Source organism: Micromonospora sp. AMSO1212t (genome assembly GCF_008868145.1).
Classification (GTDB): Bacteria; Actinomycetota; Actinomycetes; order Mycobacteriales; family Micromonosporaceae; genus Micromonospora; species Micromonospora tulbaghiae.
On record NZ_WBKS01000022.1, the window covers coordinates 13,166 to 27,913 of the forward strand.

A 14,748-nucleotide genomic window follows, 5' to 3' on the forward strand; every position below is an offset into this window, starting at 1 on the left:
GTCAGATCAGGTCGCGGCGGCGGAACACCGTGAACGCGGCGGCCACCAGCGCGCCGGTGAGCCCGAGCAGCACCACCAGGCCCGACGTCCAGGTCAACGTGTACGAGCCGTCGCAGTAGCCGGAGATCCCGGGGCCGCAGGCGTTGTTGTCCCAGAGCCGCACCTCGCCGGACAGCCAGGCCGCCAGGTAGCTGGACAGCATGTACCGGTCCGGCCGGCCGACCTCCAGGATCTGGAACACCAGCCGCGCCCCCAGCTCCCACACCACCACGTACGCGGCCACCGTGCCGAGCGCCGCCGACGTGTGCCGGCCCAGCGTGGCGACGGCGAACCCGAGCGCCGCGGCGAGCAGCACCAGCATCAGCCCGCGTACCCAGATCGCGGCCAGCGACGGCCAGAAGTCGCCGCCGGTCCGCCCGACCAGGCCGGACGCCTGGCCGATCAACCAGAACGCCCCGAGGTACGCCGCCGACGCCAGCACCGACAGGCCGAGCAGCCCGCCCAGCAGCGTGCCGAGCTTCGTGGCGAGCACAGTGGGCCGCCGTGGCCGCCACAGCAGCAGGTTGACCACCCCGCCCGAGTTCAGGTCGGCCCCGATGTAGGAGGCGCCGACCAGGAACCCGAACAGCGTCAGGAACGCGATCAGGAAGTAGAGCAGCGGCTCGGCCTCCTTGGCGAAGACGAAGACGCCGCTGAGGTAGTCGGCCGCGCTCGGCAACTCCTCGATCTGGGCCGGGTCGATCTGGGCGCAGTCGCGCGGCAGGTAGTCGTTCTCGCCCGGCGGGAGCGTGCCCTCCCGGATCCGCAGGCAGCGGTCGTACGTCATCTCCATCTGGCGCACGCTCTCCGCGGCCTGGGCCTGCGCCCGGCTCAGCTCCGCCGGGCCGGGCCGGTGCGAACCGGCGAGCGTGGTCACCACAGTCACCGCGAAGGCGGCAGCCAGCAGCACCACCATGAGCTGCACGAAGCGCCGGGCGGCCAGCCGCTCCAGCTCGGCACGGACCAGGTTCACGCGTCCACCTCCCGGCTCTCCCGGACGTCGAGGTCGATCACACCGTCGTTCGGCGGCGCGCCGTCGACCTGTCGCGGCACCGCCACGTGCTCGTGGTCGCCGGTCAGCTCCAGGAAGACGCTCTCCAGGTCCGGCCGCAGCGGGACCAGCTCGCGTACCCACATGCCCTGCTCGCCGAGCGTCCGGCTGATCGTCTCCGGATCCTGCACGCCGGTCACCACCAGGTGGTCCGGCGCGACCGTCACCGACAGGCCGGCCCGGCCCAGCAACTGCCCGGCCTGCTCCGGGTCGGCCACCCGGACCCGCCACTGGTGCTGGTCGAAGCCGGCCAGCACCTCCTCCACCGGCCCGTACGCGACCCGCCGCCCCCGGCTGACGATCGTCACGTGGTCGCAGATCAGCTGGATCTCGGCGAGGATGTGGCTGGACAGCAGCACCGTCACCCCGGCCTCGGCCAGTGACCGGGTCAGGTCACGCATCTCCCGGATGCCGGCCGGGTCCAGCCCGTTCGCCGGTTCGTCCAGGATCAGCAGCTCCGGGCTCTTCAGCAGGGCCGACGCGACCGCCAGCCGCTGCTTCATGCCCAGCGAGTAGCCCTTGACCCGCTCGTCGCCCCGGTCGCGCAGCCCGACCTGCTCCAGCACCTCGTCCACCCGGGCGGTCGGCACACCGCCGGCCAGGGCCAGCAGCCGCAGCGTCCGGTGGGCGGTGAAGTTGGCGAAGAACTGCGGGCTCTCCACGATCGCGCCGACCCGCCCGGCCACGTCCGGCAGGTGCTCGGGTGACTCGGCGCCCAGCACGCGCATCCGCCCGGCGTCCGGCCGGACCAGCCCCAGCAGCGCGCGCAGCGTGGTCGTCTTCCCGGACCCGTTCGGCCCCAGGAAGCCGTGCACCTGGCCCGCCTCGACGAGCATGTCGAAACCGTCGACGGCGATCCGGCGCCCCTGGCGCAGCGTGTGGAACGTCTTGCGGAGGCCGGCGATCTCGATGACCGCGCTCATCCGCGCGCCTCCCGGCAGCGGTCGGGCATGAGTGTCCTTCCGGAAGCGGTGACCAACGACACGGCGCCCCACCCTATGGCGGTGGCGCCGCCCGTGGGGGGCGCCGGGCCGGGTGCGTGATTGGATGGAGCGGTGACTGGTGACCTGATCCCCGGCGCCCCGGGCGCCCCCGCCCCCTCGACCGTGGACGCGGATCTGGTGGTCAGCCTCGACGGAGTCGTCGTCAAGCGTTCCGGCACCGCGCTGGTGCACGACGTCGACTGGCGGGTCGAGCTGGACGAACGGTGGGTGGTGCTCGGGCCGAACGGCGCGGGCAAGACCACGCTGCTCAATCTGGCCGCCGGCCGGCTGCACCCGACCAGTGGCGTCGCGCACGTGCTCGGCGAGCGCATCGGCCGTACCGACGTCAACGAGCTGCGTACCCGCATCGGCCTGTCCACCGCGACGCTCGCCGAGCGGATCCCCGCCGAGGAGCGCGTCGTCGACGTGGTGGTGACCGCCGCCTGGTCGGTGGTCGGCCGCTGGCGGGAGAGCTACGACCGCACCGACGTGGCGCGCGCCGCCGCGCTGCTGCGCCAGCTCGGCGTCGGCCACCTCACCGACCGCACCTACGGCACGCTGTCCGAGGGCGAGCGCAAACGCGTCCAGATCGCCCGCGCCCTGATGACGGACCCGGAGCTGCTGCTGCTCGACGAGCCCGCAGCCGGGCTCGACCTGGGCGGGCGCGAGGACCTGGTGGCCCGGCTGGCCGAGCTGGCGTACGACCCGGACGCGCCGGCCATGGTGCTCGTCACCCACCACGTCGAGGAGATCCCGCCGGGCTTCACCCACGCGCTGCTGCTGCGCGAGGGCGGCGTGGTGGCGCAGGGCCTGCTCGCCGACGTGCTCACCGCCGACAACCTGTCGAAGACGTTCGGCCTGCCGCTGGTGGTCACGCGGTCCGACGACCGCTGGGCCGCCCGCGCCGCCTGAGCGACGGGACGACACAGTGCCGCAGACCCGGATCGCCGTCGTCGGCAGCGCCAACATGGACCTGGTCGGTATCGGCGCGGCACTGCCCAGGCCCGGCGAGACGGTGCTGGGCGACGACTTCGTCATGCTGCCCGGCGGCAAGGGGGCCAACCAGGCGGTCGCCGCGGTACGCGCCGGTGCGAGCTGCGTCTTCCTCGGCGCGATCGGCTCGGACTCGTTCGGCGTGACGCTGCGGGCCCGGATGACAGCGGCCGGCGTGGACACCGGCCACCTGCGGGTGGTCTACGGCCCGTCCGGCGTCGCGCTGGTGATGGTCGGCGGCGCGGGGGAGAACGCCATCCTGGTCACCCCCGGGGCGAACGCCGCGTTCACGTCGCTGACCGCCGGCGAGCTCTCCGCCGTACGCGATGCGGACGTGCTGATCGCGCAGCTGGAGGTGCCGGTCGAGACGGTGACCGAGGCGGCGCTGGCGGCCAGGTCCGCGGGCACCCGGGTGGTGCTCAACGCCGCGCCGGCCCGGCCGGTGCCGGCCGAGCTGCTGGCGGCCACCGACCTGCTCGTGGTGAACGAGCCGGAGGCGCAGGCGCTGACCGGCCGGGGCCGGGACGAGCCGGCGGCGCTGCTCGACCTGGTGCCCCGGGCGGTGCTCACGCTCGGCGGCGACGGCGCCTGGTACGTCGACCGGGACCGCCCGTCGACGCACGTGCCGGCCGTGCCGGTGGACGTGGTCGACTCGACCGCGGCCGGGGACGCGTTCACCGCCGCGCTCGCCGTGGCCTGGGGTGAGGGGCGGGACCTGGCCGACGCGGTGCGCTGGGCGGCGGCCGCCGGTGCGGCGTGCGTGCGCAAGCTCGGCGCCTCGGTGGCGCTGCCGCACCGCGCGGAGATCGACGAGCTCTTCCCGGCCGGCTGAGCCTCAGCCGGCCGGTTCGTCGGTGAGGCGCTCGCCCCGGCGGCGCAGCATGCCGAGCCCGGGGATGCCGGCGACCGCGAGCTTGAGGTCGCGTGTGACGTCCAGCAGGTCGTGCAGATCCGGGCCGACCCGGTCCAGCGTGGCCAGGATCGGCAGCACGTCCGAGGTGAGATGGTCCTTGAGCTTCGGCAACTCGTCCACCAGCCGGATCGCGGCGGTCACCTCCTCCGGGCTGAGCTGCTCCACGAACCGGGCCGCCATCGGCGCGGCCCGGCGCAGCGTCGCCTCGTACGCGGTCAGCAGCTCGCTCGCGGTGCCGGCCGCCTTCTCGGCGGTCGCCAGCGTGCCCGCCGCCCGCGCGGTCACCGTCTGCGCCTCGGTCACCACACCGGCCGCCGTCCGGGCCACCCGGTCGGCCTCGCCGACCACAGTGGCCGCCGCCTCGGAGACCCGCTGCGCCTCGCCGACCACGACCGTCGCCGCGGCAGCCACCTCGGTCGCCGTGTCGATCGCCGCGGTGGCGGCGGCGCTGATCACCGCCACCTCGCGGACCGCCGTCTCCGCGTCGGTGAGCACCCGGTCGGTGCGGTCGAGCGTGCCCTCGATCCGGTCCACCACCCCGTCGATCCGCCGGACCAGCGCCTCCACCTGGTCGAGGACGGCGAACGCGCGAGCGGGTACCGAGGCCACCGTGGCGGCCGAGCCGAGCGCCTGGTCCACCGCGGTACGGGTCAGGCCGAGCAGGGCACCGGGCCGGGGAAGTGGGATCGCCATGACATCCAGTGTGCGGCGTCGCGGCCAGTGCCGCCCGGCGGCTGCCGGGCGGTGAAGGTCACGCCGGGCCGCCGGCGCGGCGTAGGGTGCCGGCATGCCCACCCCCGGCCCGGCGTCGCGGCGACTGCTCGCCTGCGCCGTGGTCGCGCTGCTCGCCGTCGTCCTGGGCGCCCTGCTCCTGGCCCGCACCGACGCCGGTCTGAGCACCCGGCGGGCGACAGTGGCGGGGGTGCCACTGACCGAGGTCCGGGCGGACGGCGCGAGCGCGGACCGGCGGCCCGGAGTGGTGATCGCGCACGGCTTCGCCGGGTCCGCCCGGCTGATGCGGCCGCTCGCCGACTCGGTGGCCCGCCAGGGCGGGATCGCGGTGCTGCTCGACTTCGCCGGCCACGGTGCCAGCCGCTCCCGGCTGCCGGGCGCGGGCCGGGACGAGGAACGCGCCCGAGCGCTGCTGCGGCACGACCTGGACGTGGCCGTCGCGTGGCTGCGCGAGCGTCCCGGCGTCGACCCGGACCGGATCGTCCTGGTGGGGCATTCGATGGGCGCCGGCGCGGTCACCCGGTACGCGGTGGCGCATCCGGAGATCGACCGGACCGTGGCTATCTCGCTGCCCGACGGCGGTGACGTGCCGGCCGGCTGGCCCGGGAAGCTGACACTCGTGGTGGGTGGGCTGGAGTTCGCCGGCTTCCGCCAGGCCGTCGACGAGGCGACCCGGGACGCACCGCCGGGCACCCGCACACGGGTGGTGGCACCCGGCGTCGAGCACGTCTCGGTGCTGTTCGCGCCGCGTACCCACGCCGCGGTGCTCGACGCGCTCCCGGACCGTACCGGCGGGCCGCCGCCTGACCCGTTGACCCGGCCGGGCGGCGCCGGGCTGCTGCTGGTGGGGCTCGCGCTGGGCTTCGTGCCGCTGGCGGCGTTGCTGCCACGCCGGGCCGGGGCGAGCACCGGCGGTCCGCGTACCGGCGCGGGCCGGTGGCTCGCCGCGGTGGTGCCGGCGGCCGGGCTGGGCGCCGTGCTCGCCGCATTGCTGCCGACCGCCCGGCTGCCACTCGCCGTGGGCGGATACGTGGCCGTGTTCCTCCTGCTCACCGGCGTGCTGCTGGCCGCCGCAGCGCGCTTCACGCGCCCCTTCGCGCGAACCACGCGGCCACCGGCGACCGCGAGCGGCGTCCGGCCCGCGGTGGTCGCTGCCGTGCTCCTCGGGTACGCCGTGCTCGCCGTCGCGCTGCCCCTGCACCTCGGGTTCACCTCGACCGTGCCGGTCGGAGCCCGGTGGTGGCTGCTGCCCCTGGTGACGTTCTGCTGCCTGGTCTTCCTGCTCGGCGCCGAGCGGCTCGCGGACGGCCCCGGCGTCCGCTACGCGGCCACCGGCGGGATCGCCGTGCTGGTGCTGGCCGTCGCGGCGGTGCTCGGCCTGGCGCCCGGGTTCGTGCTGCTCGTGGTGCCGCTGTTCGCGGCGCTGGTGGCCTGGCAGGCGGCGTGGGCGCTGGTGCTGCGCCGTCGGGGCGCGCCGTGGTGGCTGGCGCCGTCGGTCGGGGCGGTGCTGCTGGCCTGGCCGATGGCGACCACGCTGCCGCTGGCCTGACCGACGCCGCTCATCGGCGGTCCGTCTGCTGCTCCACGGCACGTTGCACGGCCCGGTAGATCTGCCCGAACCGCAGCGCGTCCGGCGTGCGGACCAGCATCGTCTCCCGGCCGTGGTGCTGCACCCACAGCTCGTGCACCCGGTTGCCGCGCTCGTAGGAGCGGTCCAGCCAGCCGAGCGGCACCTCCAGGAACGGCGTGAGCGCCAGCCCGGCCACCACGAACGCGGCCAGGGTGATCAGGGCGAGCTTCCACTCGCCCCGGTCCTGCGCGGACCAGGCCAGCGAGAGCACGCAGACCACCGCGACCAGTGGCGGCAGCGACAGGAGCAGGACCAGCACCCCGCGTCCCAGTACCCGCCCCCGAACGGCGAGCGTGGTGGTGCCGCGCGCGTGCCAGACGTACGTGACGTCGGCGAGCGCGACGACCTGGCCGCCCGCGTGGATCGCCTCCGAGGTGACCTGTACCGCGTCGTCTCGGTAATAGAGGACCATGAATCAGCCTAACCGCGCGCGTCGATGCCGGCGCGTCCTGCGCCGCTAGGCTGGCGGACATGGCGGACCGGAACGGGGCCGGGATCGGTGACGAGCAGGCGCGCAACGTCGAGGTGGTCAAGCGCTACCTGCGCACCTTCGTCACGAAGGACCTGGCCGAGTTGGCCGAGGTGGTCGACGAGGACGTGGAGGTCTACGGCTCGGGCACTGCGGTACGCGGTCGCCGCTACCCCGAGGCCGCCGTCTCCTCGCCCGGCCTGACCGTGCTCGACCAGGAGATCCGGGAGATCTTCGCGGCCGGGGACCGGGTGGTGGTGTCGATGGCACAGACGTACCGGCGCGACGCGACCGGGGCGACGACTGTGCAGAGCGCCTGCAAGATGTACCGCCTGGCCGGTGGCCGGATCGTGCAGTTCTGGGGCGAGCAGGACACCTACGGCCTGTTGCGCGGGCTCGGCCTGCTGCCGGACGACCCGATCACGTTCTGACGCGCCGCGGAAGGGCCCGGCGCGGTACGACCGGGCCCCGGACGGCCCGGTGCGGACGGCAGGCTCTCCATGGCCCGCTGCACCGCCCGGTAGACCTGGCCGAAGCGCATCGCGTCGCGGGTGTGCAGCAGGCGCACCGGCCGGCCCCGCCATTCGGCCCACATCTCCATCTCCCGGCTGCCCCGGGCGTAGGAGCGGTCCAGGTGTTCGAAGAGGAAGTCCGCGAGCGGCCCGACCGCGAGGCCGACCAGCACCGAGGTCCCGACGACGGCGATGGTGACCACCGCCGAACCCTGGAGCCACACGGCCAGCGCGATGCCCAGCACGGCGGCCACCAGCGGCCCGGCGAGCGCGGCCCCGATCGCGCCGCGTCCGGCGAGCACCCGCCAGGAGCGGTCGCCCCGCCGGTGCCACACGGTGGTCAGCTCGGCCAGCGGGTAGCTGCGCCCGTCCACCCGCACCGCGGTGGAGGTGACCTGGACGGAGCGGTCGTCGTAGTAGGTGATCATGGCCTCACTCCCGGTGGCGGGGCGGCGGCGACTCCGGCGCGGCGACCTGGGAGTCGCCGACACCACACTGTCTACCCCAACGAGGCGAGTCGTAAGGTTGGCACGCGACTTCGACGAGGAAGTGAGGGCAGCGTGGGCGAGTTCGTCAGGCTGGAAGTGAAGGACGGCATCGGCACCATCCGGCTGGAGCGGCCGCCGATGAACGCGCTCAACACGCAGGTGCAGGAGGAGTTGCGCGCCGCCGCGTCGGCGGCCACCGCCGACGCCGAGGTCCGCGCCGTGATCGTGTACGGCGGCGAGAAGGTCTTCGCGGCCGGCGCGGACATCAAGGAGATGGCCGACATGTCCTACGTGGACATGGCGGAGCGCGCTGCCGACCTGTCCAGCGCGCTCGGCGCGATCGCCCGCATCCCCAAGCCGGTCGTCGCCGCGATCACCGGGTACGCGCTCGGCGGCGGGTGCGAGCTGGCGCTGGCCTGCGACTGGCGGATCGTCGCCGAGGACGCCAAGCTCGGCCAGCCGGAGATCAAGCTCGGCATCATCCCGGGCGCCGGCGGCACCCAGCGGCTGGCCCGCCTGGTCGGCCCGGCCCGCGCCAAGGACCTGATCATGACCGGTCGGATGGTCGACGCCGCCGAGGCGCTGCGGATCGGTCTGGCCGACCGCGTGGTCCCGGCCGGCGAGGTCTACGACGCCGCCGTGGCCTACGTGAAGCCGTTCCTGACCGGGCCGGTGCAGGCGCTGCGCGCGGCGAAGGCGGCTGTCGACGGCGGTCTGGACATGGACCTCACCTCCGGCCTGGCCTGGGAGAGCCAGCTCTTCGCGGCGCTGTTCGCCACCGACGACCGGCGCGAGGGCATGGCGGCGTTCGTGGAGAAGCGCAAGCCGGGCTTCACCGGTCGCTGACGCGAGAGCTGTTCACATCCGCGATACCGGCCAGTAGCGTGACCCCGGTCGGTCGACGAAGGGGAATGGCATGACGGAGCGGATCGAGGGCCACGGGGGCGATCTGGCACTCGCGGCACTACGCGCGCACGGCGTACGGGAGATGTTCACGCTGTCCGGCGGGCACGTCTTCCCGCTCTACGACGCCGCGCACAAGGCGGGCTTCCCCCTCTACGACGTGCGGCACGAGCAGTCCGCGGTGTTCGCCGCCGAGGCGGTGGCCAAGCTGCAGCGCCGCCCCGGCCTGGCCGTGCTCACCGCCGGCCCCGGCGTCACCAACGGGATCTCCGGCCTGACCAGCGCGTACTTCAACGCCTCGCCGGTGCTGGTGCTCGGCGGGCGGGCGCCGCAGTTCCGTTGGGGCTCGGGCAGCCTCCAGGAGATGGACCACCTGCCGCTGGTCGCGCCGGTGACCAAGCACGCCGAGACGGTGTTCAGCGCCGACGACATCCCGCGCGCGGTGTCGGCGGCGCTGACCACCGCGCTCACCCCGCACCGCGGCCCGGTGTTCCTGGACTTCCCGCTGGAGGCGGTCTTCTCCGTCGGTGACACCGACCTGCCGGCGGTCACGCCGCCGGCGCCGATCGAGCCGGACCCGGACGAGGTCGCCAAGGCGGCCCGTCTCATCGCGGGCGCGTCCCGGCCGGTGATCATCGCCGGCTCCGACGTGTACGCGGGCGACGCCGTCGAGGCGCTGCGCGCCGCCGCCGAGTCGCTGCGGGTGCCGGTGTTCACCAACGGCATGGGCCGGGGCGCGCTGCCGCCGGAGCACCCGCTCGCCTTCGCCAAGGCCCGCCGGGTCGCGCTCAAGGGCGCCGACGTGGTCGTGGTGATCGGCACCCCGCTGGACTTCCGGCTCTCCTTCGGCGACTTCGGCGACGCCCAGGTGGTGCACGTGGTGGACGCGCCCAGCCAGCGGGCCGGGCACGTGCAGCCGGCCGCCGCGCCGGCCGGTGACCTCCGGCTGATCCTCGGCGGCTTCGCCGACCACAGCGGTGACCGGGCGGACCACGCCGACTGGATCGCCGAGCTGCGTACCGCCGAGGACGCGGCGAAGGCCCGCGACGCCGGGGAGATGGCCGCCGAGACCGACCCGATCCGCCCGGCCCGGATCTACGGCGAGCTGCGCAGGGTGCTCGCCCCGGACGCCATCACCATCGGCGACGGCGGCGACTTCGTGTCGTACGCCGGGCGGTACCTGGAGCCGGCCCAGCCCGGCACCTGGCTCGACCCCGGCCCGTACGGGTGCCTCGGCACCGGCATGGGCTACGCGATGGGCGCCCGGGTCAGCCACCCGGACCGGCAGATCTGTGTGCTGATGGGCGACGGCGCGGCCGGCTTCTCGCTGATGGACGTGGAGTCGCTGGTCCGGCAGAAGCTGCCGGTGGTGATCGTGGTCGGCAACAACGGCATCTGGGGGCTGGAGAAGCACCCGATGCGGGCGATGTACGGCTACGACGTGGCCGCCGACCTCCAGCCCGGCCTGCGCTACGACAAGGTGGTCGAGGCGCTCGGCGGCGGGGGCGAGACGGTGGAGAAGGCCGCCGACCTCGGTCCCGCGCTGGGACGCGCGTTCGACTCGGGCGTGCCGTACCTGGTGAACGTGCTGACCGACCCCGCCGACGCGTACCCCCGGTCGTCGAACCTGGCCTGAACACGGCGCGTGCGGGCCGTCCGCCGGGTGACCGGCGGGCGGCCCGCGGCGCGTTCAGACCTCCGGGCGGTCCCGGTCGTCCGGGCGGCCGCGCAGCTCCTCCTCGCGGCGGCGCAGGTCCTCCTCCCACAGCCGCAGACGTTCCTGGTCCTCGCGGCGGGACCGCTCGTTCAGCGAGGCGAGGAACTCCGGGTCGTCGTCCGGCGCGAGCGGGCGGCGGGCCGGGGCGGCGGGACTGGTGGTGCCGGTGACGCCGACGGTCCCGGCCGGGCGCTCGCGGCCCACCAGGAACCAGGCGATCGAGCCGACCAGCGGGAAGAAGAGAATGATCAGCACCCAGATCATCCGGGGCAGCGCCTTGACCTTCTCCTCGTCGGCGGAGAGGCAGCTGATCAGCGCGCACACGGCGAGGACGATCTGGACCAGGAAGAGCAGCACGTAGAGGCGGGCCATGCCTCATGATGGCTCACCGCCGCACGTCAGTGCACCCCGCCGAGCACGTGCGCCACACCGAGCACTGCAAGTCCGGCCGCACCGAGCGCGGTCAGCGGCACCGACCAGCGGTCGAACCGCCGCGGTCCCGCGCCGGTGGCCCGGTGCCACGTCACCACCAGTACGGCGAGCCAGACCAGGAGCGCCGCCCCGGTCAGCAGCGCGTCGAGGACGCGGCCGGTGAACGCCTGCCGGAGCTGCAGCAGCAGCACGGCGGTGAGCGTGAGCAGCGTCCGCCGCCAGGCCAGCCGCGTGCGCTCGGGTTGCAGGCCGGGATCGCGGGTCACCCCGCGCCGCCCAGCAGCACGGCAGCCACCAGCAGCAGCGCGCCGACCGCGACGATCAGCGCCAGCACGGCCGGGAAGCGGGACGCGGGCAGCTCCTCGTCCAGCCGCATGGCGCGTTCGGTGCGCGCCCAGTGGTCGACCGCCCGGATCGATACGGCCGCCCCGAGCAGCAGCAGCGCGACAGCGAGCGCCTCGCGCAGGTGGGCCAGGCGCAGCGGCGGGAGGAACTGCGCGGCGGCCAGCCCGCCCGCCACGAGTGCCAGGCCGGTACGCAGCCAGGCCAGGAACGTCCGTTCGTTCGCCAGCGAGAAGCGGTAGTCCGGCGGGGTGCCGACCGAACGCAGCTCACGCGGGTCGAACCAGCTCTTGATCGACTCCCACACGCTGCCGATTATCCGCTTTGCCCCGCGCCTAGCCTGGGGGGATGACCGATCTTGACGCGCGGAGCCTGCGCGACGCCTACGACAGCCAGCTTCGTCCGGAGTTGCCCGATCCGGCGCCCGCCGGCGTGACGGTGGAGCGCGACGGTCCGCTGTTCCGCGTGCTCGGCCTGGACCACCGCGGTTTCCTCACCTACCGGACGCTCGACGGCCTGGCCGGCGCCGAACTGGACGCGCTGATCGCCCGGCAGGTCGAGTTCTTCCGGGCCCGGGGCGAGTCGGTCGAGTGGAAGCTCGCCGGTCACGACGAGCCGGCCGACCTGGGCGACCGGCTGCGCGCCGCCGGCTTCGTACCGGAGGACCAGGAGACAGTCGTGGTCGGCCCGGTCGCGCCGCTCGCCGCCGCCGTCCCGGTGCTCCCCGAGGGGGTACGCCTGCGCGAGGTCACCGGCCGGGCCGACCTGGAACGGATCGCGGCGATGGAGGAGGAGGTCTGGCACGACGACCGCAGCCACCTGGTGATCGGCCTGCTCCGGGAGATCGAGGCGGACCCGCAGTCGATCACGATCGTGGTGGCCGAGGCGGGGGAGACGGTGGTCAGCGCGGGTTGGATCCGCTACCAGCGCGGCACCGGCTTCGCCAGCCTCTGGGGCGGCTCGACGCTGCCGCAGTGGCGAAAGAAGGGCATCTACCGGGCGCTCGTGGCGTACCGGGCGCGGCTGGCGCAGCAGCGCGGCAAGACGCTGCTCCAGGTGGACTGCTCGCCGGACAGCCGGCCCATCCTGGAGCGGCTCGGGCTCGTTGCGGTCACCACCTCCACGCCGTACGTCTACACTCCGTGATCATGGAACGGTTGACGGCGGACGAGCGGCTCACCCTGAAGACCGGCGCGTTCGGTGCCGTGTTCCTGGTCTCCAACGCCGTGCCGGGGGTGCTGGCCATGGTGCGTGAGAGCTTCGCCGCCTCCGGTGCGCTCGCCGAGGTGGGGGGCGTGGTCAAGGAGGCGCTGACCACCGGGCCGCTGCCGCAGCTCCCCCGGGACTCGGCCATGGAGATCGAGTCGGTGGTGCTGCCCGCGCTGGGCCGGTCGGTGGAGATCCTGCGCGCCAAGTCGCCGGACGACGTCGAGACGTACCGGTCGGTGGTGCTGGCCGCGGCGGAGCGGGTCGCACAGGCGCACCGGGGGATCGAGCCGGCCGAGGCGGCGGCGATCGAGAAGATCAGGCAGGCGCTGGCCGAGGCGGCGTGACGGTGGTGAGTTGCGTCACTCCGGCCCGCCGGGGTGGCCATGCTACTTGCGGGTAACATTGCGCTCGTGGGGAAGTGCACAGCTGCCCGCGGTTGACCCACGTTGCGTCACGCGGGAGGCTGCGCCCGTGACCGGGCGAGTGATCGCTACACCAAACAGGAGGGTCGTCGAAGCGCGATGAACATCGTCGTACTCGTCAAGCAGGTGCCCGATTCGGGCGCGGACCGCAACCTGCGTTCTGACGACAACACCGTCGACCGCGGTTCGGCGAACAACGTCATCAACGAGATGGACGAGTACGCCATCGAGGAGGCGTTGAAGATCAAGGAGGCGCACGGCGGCGAGGTCACCATCCTGACCATGGGTCCGGACCGGGCGACCGAGTCGATCCGCAAGGCGCTCTCCATGGGCCCGGACAAGGCCGTCCACGTGGTCGACGACGCCCTGCACGGCTCCTGCGCGGTGGCCACCTCGAAGGTGCTCGCCGCCGCCCTCGGTCAGCTCAACGCCGACCTGGTCATCTGCGGCGCCGAGTCGACCGACGGCCGGGTCCAGGTCATGCCGCACATGATCGCCGAGCGGCTGGGCGTGGCCGCCCTGACCGGCGCGCGCAAGCTCACCGTCGACGGTGCCGACCTGACCGTCGAGCGGCAGACCGAGGAGGGCTACGAGGTGGTCACCGCCTCCACCCCGGCCGTGGTCTCCGTCTGGGACACCATCAACGAGCCGCGCTACCCGTCCTTCAAGGGCATCATGGCCGCCAAGAAGAAGCCGGTGCAGACGCTCTCCCTGGGCGACCTGGGCGTGGCCCCGGCCGAGGTGGGCTTCGACGGCGCCACCAGCGCCGTGGTCGAGCACTCCAAGCGCCCGCCGCGCTCCGGCGGCGAGAAGATCACCGACGAGGGCGAGGGCGGCGTGAAGCTGGTCGAGTTCCTCGCCACCGAGAAGTTCGTGTGAGAGGTCACTGACATGTCTGAGGTTCTCGTCGTCGTCGAAGCCACCAAGGAATTCGGCGTCAAGAAGGTCACCCTGGAGATGCTCACCCTCGCCCGCGAGCTGGGCACCCCGAGCGCTGTCGTCCTCGGTGGCGCCGGCGCCGCCGAGGCGCTGAGCGCCAAGCTCGGCGAGTACGGCGCGGAGAAGATCTACGCCGCCGAGGGCGAGGAGATCGACGGCTACCTGGTGGCCCCCAAGGCGACCGTGGTCGCAGAGTTGGTCAAGCGCGTCCAGCCGGCCGCCGTGCTGCTCGCCTCCTCCCAGGAGGGCAAGGAGATCGCCGCCCGCCTGGCGGTCAAGCTGGACAACGGCATCCTGACCGACGTGGTCGGCCTGGCCGCCGACGGCACCGCCACCCAGGTCGCGTTCGCCGGCTCCACCATCGTCAAGTCCAAGGTCACCAAGGGCCTGCCGCTGGTCACCGTCCGGCCGAACTCGCTGAACCCGGCCCCGGCCGCGGCCACCCCGGCCGTCGAGCAGCTCACCGTGTCGGTCACCGACGCGGACAAGCTGGCCAAGGTCGTCGAGCGGGTCGCCGAGCAGAAGGGCTCCCGCCCCGAGCTGACCGAGGCGTCGGTCGTCGTCTCCGGCGGTCGCGGTGTCGGCAACGCCGACAACTTCAAGCTGGTCGAGGAGATGGCCGACCTGCTCGGCGGCGCGGTCGGCGCGTCCCGCGCGGCCGTCGACTCCGGTTACTACCCGCACCAGTTCCAGGTCGGCCAGACCGGCAAGACCGTCTCCCCGCAGCTCTACGTCGCGCTGGGCATCTCCGGCGCGATCCAGCACCGGGCCGGCATGCAGACCTCGAAGACCATCGTCGCGGTGAACAAGGACGCCGAGGCGCCGATCTTCGAGCTGGCCGACTACGGCGTGGTCGGCGACCTGTTCAAGGTCGTCCCGCAGGCCGCCGAGGAGATCCGCAAGCGCAAGTGAGTGTCGCGTGAAAAAGGCCGCCGCCCGGTGCACCGGGCGGCGGCCTTTCTTCGCAGGGAGCT

18 protein-coding genes are annotated in these 14,748 nt (G+C 73.8%); 10 read left to right on the top strand and 8 right to left on the bottom strand.

The window, feature by feature from the left end; all coding sequences use genetic code 11:
- Window position 1: 1 nt before the first annotated feature.
- Together F8279_RS08865 and F8279_RS08870 are read right to left on the bottom strand one after the other, a co-directional pair.
- On the bottom strand, window positions 2-1,012 hold the full coding sequence (locus F8279_RS08865; RefSeq protein WP_151499632.1) for an ABC transporter permease subunit: 1,011 nt from the start codon (window positions 1,010-1,012) through the stop codon (window positions 2-4).
- The gene (locus F8279_RS08870) at window positions 1,009-2,013 is read right to left on the bottom strand and encodes an ABC transporter ATP-binding protein (RefSeq protein WP_091419221.1); all 1,005 of its coding nucleotides are present in this window, start codon (window positions 2,011-2,013) and stop codon (window positions 1,009-1,011) included. Before F8279_RS08870 ends, F8279_RS08865 begins: the two co-directional genes overlap by 4 nt.
- Window positions 2,014-2,133: 120 nt before the next feature.
- Here F8279_RS08870 and F8279_RS08875 point away from each other — a divergent pair, with 120 nt between their 5' ends.
- Both F8279_RS08875 and F8279_RS08880 read left to right on the top strand, forming a co-directional pair.
- Window positions 2,134-2,985 (top strand): ABC transporter ATP-binding protein, encoded by an 852-nt coding sequence (locus tag F8279_RS08875; RefSeq protein ID WP_225853200.1) that lies wholly within the window; start codon window positions 2,134-2,136, stop codon window positions 2,983-2,985.
- Between the two features lie 16 nt (window positions 2,986-3,001).
- A complete protein-coding gene (locus F8279_RS08880) occupies window positions 3,002-3,898 on the top strand; it encodes a ribokinase (protein WP_151499634.1) in 897 nt (298 codons plus the stop codon).
- Between the two features lie 3 nt (window positions 3,899-3,901).
- Here the strand turns inward: F8279_RS08880 and F8279_RS08885 are convergent, their stop codons facing one another.
- Complete coding sequence (locus F8279_RS08885) at window positions 3,902-4,672, bottom strand: hypothetical protein (protein WP_091419229.1); 771 nt, start codon at window positions 4,670-4,672, stop codon at window positions 3,902-3,904.
- A gap of 94 nt (window positions 4,673-4,766) precedes the next feature.
- Here F8279_RS08885 and F8279_RS08890 point away from each other — a divergent pair, with 94 nt between their 5' ends.
- The gene (locus F8279_RS08890; protein ID WP_151499635.1) at window positions 4,767-6,260 is read left to right on the top strand and encodes an alpha/beta fold hydrolase; all 1,494 of its coding nucleotides are present in this window, start codon (window positions 4,767-4,769) and stop codon (window positions 6,258-6,260) included.
- 10 nt (window positions 6,261-6,270) lie between these two features.
- Here F8279_RS08890 and F8279_RS08895 read toward each other — a convergent pair whose 3' ends face one another.
- A complete protein-coding gene (locus tag F8279_RS08895) occupies window positions 6,271-6,753 on the bottom strand; it encodes a DUF6232 family protein (RefSeq protein ID WP_091419234.1) in 483 nt (160 codons plus the stop codon).
- Between the two features lie 59 nt (window positions 6,754-6,812).
- On the opposite strand from F8279_RS08895, the gene F8279_RS08900 reads away from it, so the two are divergent.
- Entirely contained in the window at window positions 6,813-7,241 is a 429-nt protein-coding gene (locus tag F8279_RS08900; protein WP_091419237.1) for a nuclear transport factor 2 family protein, read from the top strand.
- Here F8279_RS08900 and F8279_RS08905 read toward each other — a convergent pair.
- Window positions 7,187-7,750 (bottom strand): DUF6232 family protein, encoded by a 564-nt coding sequence (locus tag F8279_RS08905; RefSeq protein WP_091419239.1) that lies wholly within the window; start codon window positions 7,748-7,750, stop codon window positions 7,187-7,189. The genes F8279_RS08900 and F8279_RS08905 overlap by 55 nt on opposite strands.
- Before the next feature lie 132 nt (window positions 7,751-7,882).
- Between F8279_RS08905 and F8279_RS08910 the strand changes: the two genes are divergently transcribed.
- Window positions 7,883-8,656 carry an enoyl-CoA hydratase/isomerase family protein gene (locus F8279_RS08910; protein WP_091419241.1) on the top strand — a complete coding sequence of 258 codons (774 nt, stop codon included), beginning with the start codon at window positions 7,883-7,885 and terminating at the stop codon, window positions 8,654-8,656.
- A gap of 70 nt (window positions 8,657-8,726) precedes the next feature.
- Window positions 8,727-10,349, top strand: coding sequence for an acetolactate synthase (locus F8279_RS08915; RefSeq protein WP_091419244.1), 1,623 nt, complete (start codon window positions 8,727-8,729; stop codon window positions 10,347-10,349).
- A gap of 54 nt (window positions 10,350-10,403) precedes the next feature.
- Here F8279_RS08915 and F8279_RS08920 read toward each other — a convergent pair whose 3' ends face one another.
- Genes F8279_RS08920 through F8279_RS08930 form a run of 3 tightly spaced genes read right to left on the bottom strand, consistent with a single transcriptional unit; the run spans window position 10,404 to window position 11,511 of the window.
- Window positions 10,404-10,802 carry a PLD nuclease N-terminal domain-containing protein gene (locus F8279_RS08920; protein WP_091419247.1) on the bottom strand — a complete coding sequence of 133 codons (399 nt, stop codon included), beginning with the start codon at window positions 10,800-10,802 and terminating at the stop codon, window positions 10,404-10,406.
- A 26-nt stretch (window positions 10,803-10,828) separates the two neighbouring features.
- Window positions 10,829-11,128: a DUF202 domain-containing protein gene (locus tag F8279_RS08925; protein ID WP_091419249.1), complete on the bottom strand. Its 300-nt coding sequence runs from the start codon at window positions 11,126-11,128 to the stop codon at window positions 10,829-10,831.
- Complete coding sequence (locus tag F8279_RS08930) at window positions 11,125-11,511, bottom strand: YidH family protein (protein WP_151499636.1); 387 nt, start codon at window positions 11,509-11,511, stop codon at window positions 11,125-11,127. The genes F8279_RS08925 and F8279_RS08930 overlap by 4 nt, the downstream gene beginning before the upstream one ends.
- Before the next feature lie 41 nt (window positions 11,512-11,552).
- On the opposite strand from F8279_RS08930, the gene F8279_RS08935 reads away from it, so the two are divergent.
- The 4 genes from F8279_RS08935 to F8279_RS08950 all read left to right on the top strand — a co-directional run bounded on the left by F8279_RS08935 (window position 11,553) and on the right by F8279_RS08950 (window position 14,686).
- Entirely contained in the window at window positions 11,553-12,350 is a 798-nt protein-coding gene (locus F8279_RS08935; RefSeq protein ID WP_151499637.1) for a GNAT family N-acetyltransferase, read from the top strand.
- A 2-nt stretch (window positions 12,351-12,352) separates the two neighbouring features.
- Window positions 12,353-12,757: a hypothetical protein gene (locus F8279_RS08940; protein WP_151499638.1), complete on the top strand. Its 405-nt coding sequence runs from the start codon at window positions 12,353-12,355 to the stop codon at window positions 12,755-12,757.
- 177 nt (window positions 12,758-12,934) lie between these two features.
- The gene (locus F8279_RS08945; RefSeq protein ID WP_091419259.1) at window positions 12,935-13,714 is read left to right on the top strand and encodes an electron transfer flavoprotein subunit beta/FixA family protein; all 780 of its coding nucleotides are present in this window, start codon (window positions 12,935-12,937) and stop codon (window positions 13,712-13,714) included.
- Between the two features lie 12 nt (window positions 13,715-13,726).
- Complete coding sequence (locus F8279_RS08950) at window positions 13,727-14,686, top strand: electron transfer flavoprotein subunit alpha/FixB family protein (protein ID WP_013474293.1); 960 nt, start codon at window positions 13,727-13,729, stop codon at window positions 14,684-14,686.
- Window positions 14,687-14,748: the final 62 nt, after the last annotated feature.

Coding starts and splice junctions, on each gene's coding strand:
- F8279_RS08890 (WP_151499635.1), top strand. CDS start 4,767: ATGCCCACCCCCGGCCCGGCGTCGCGGCGACTGCTCGCCTGCGCCGTG.
- F8279_RS08900 (WP_091419237.1), top strand. CDS start 6,813: ATGGCGGACCGGAACGGGGCCGGGATCGGTGACGAGCAGGCGCGCAAC.
- F8279_RS08935 (WP_151499637.1), top strand. CDS start 11,553: ATGACCGATCTTGACGCGCGGAGCCTGCGCGACGCCTACGACAGCCAG.
- F8279_RS08895 (WP_091419234.1), bottom strand. CDS start 6,753: ATGGTCCTCTATTACCGAGACGACGCGGTACAGGTCACCTCGGAGGCG.
- F8279_RS08945 (WP_091419259.1), top strand. CDS start 12,935: ATGAACATCGTCGTACTCGTCAAGCAGGTGCCCGATTCGGGCGCGGAC.
- F8279_RS08920 (WP_091419247.1), bottom strand. CDS start 10,802: ATGGCCCGCCTCTACGTGCTGCTCTTCCTGGTCCAGATCGTCCTCGCC.
- F8279_RS08870 (WP_091419221.1), bottom strand. CDS start 2,013: ATGAGCGCGGTCATCGAGATCGCCGGCCTCCGCAAGACGTTCCACACG.
- F8279_RS08940 (WP_151499638.1), top strand. CDS start 12,353: ATGGAACGGTTGACGGCGGACGAGCGGCTCACCCTGAAGACCGGCGCG.
- F8279_RS08915 (WP_091419244.1), top strand. CDS start 8,727: ATGACGGAGCGGATCGAGGGCCACGGGGGCGATCTGGCACTCGCGGCA.
- F8279_RS08905 (WP_091419239.1), bottom strand. CDS start 7,750: ATGATCACCTACTACGACGACCGCTCCGTCCAGGTCACCTCCACCGCG.
- F8279_RS08950 (WP_013474293.1), top strand. CDS start 13,727: ATGTCTGAGGTTCTCGTCGTCGTCGAAGCCACCAAGGAATTCGGCGTC.
- F8279_RS08885 (WP_091419229.1), bottom strand. CDS start 4,672: ATGGCGATCCCACTTCCCCGGCCCGGTGCCCTGCTCGGCCTGACCCGT.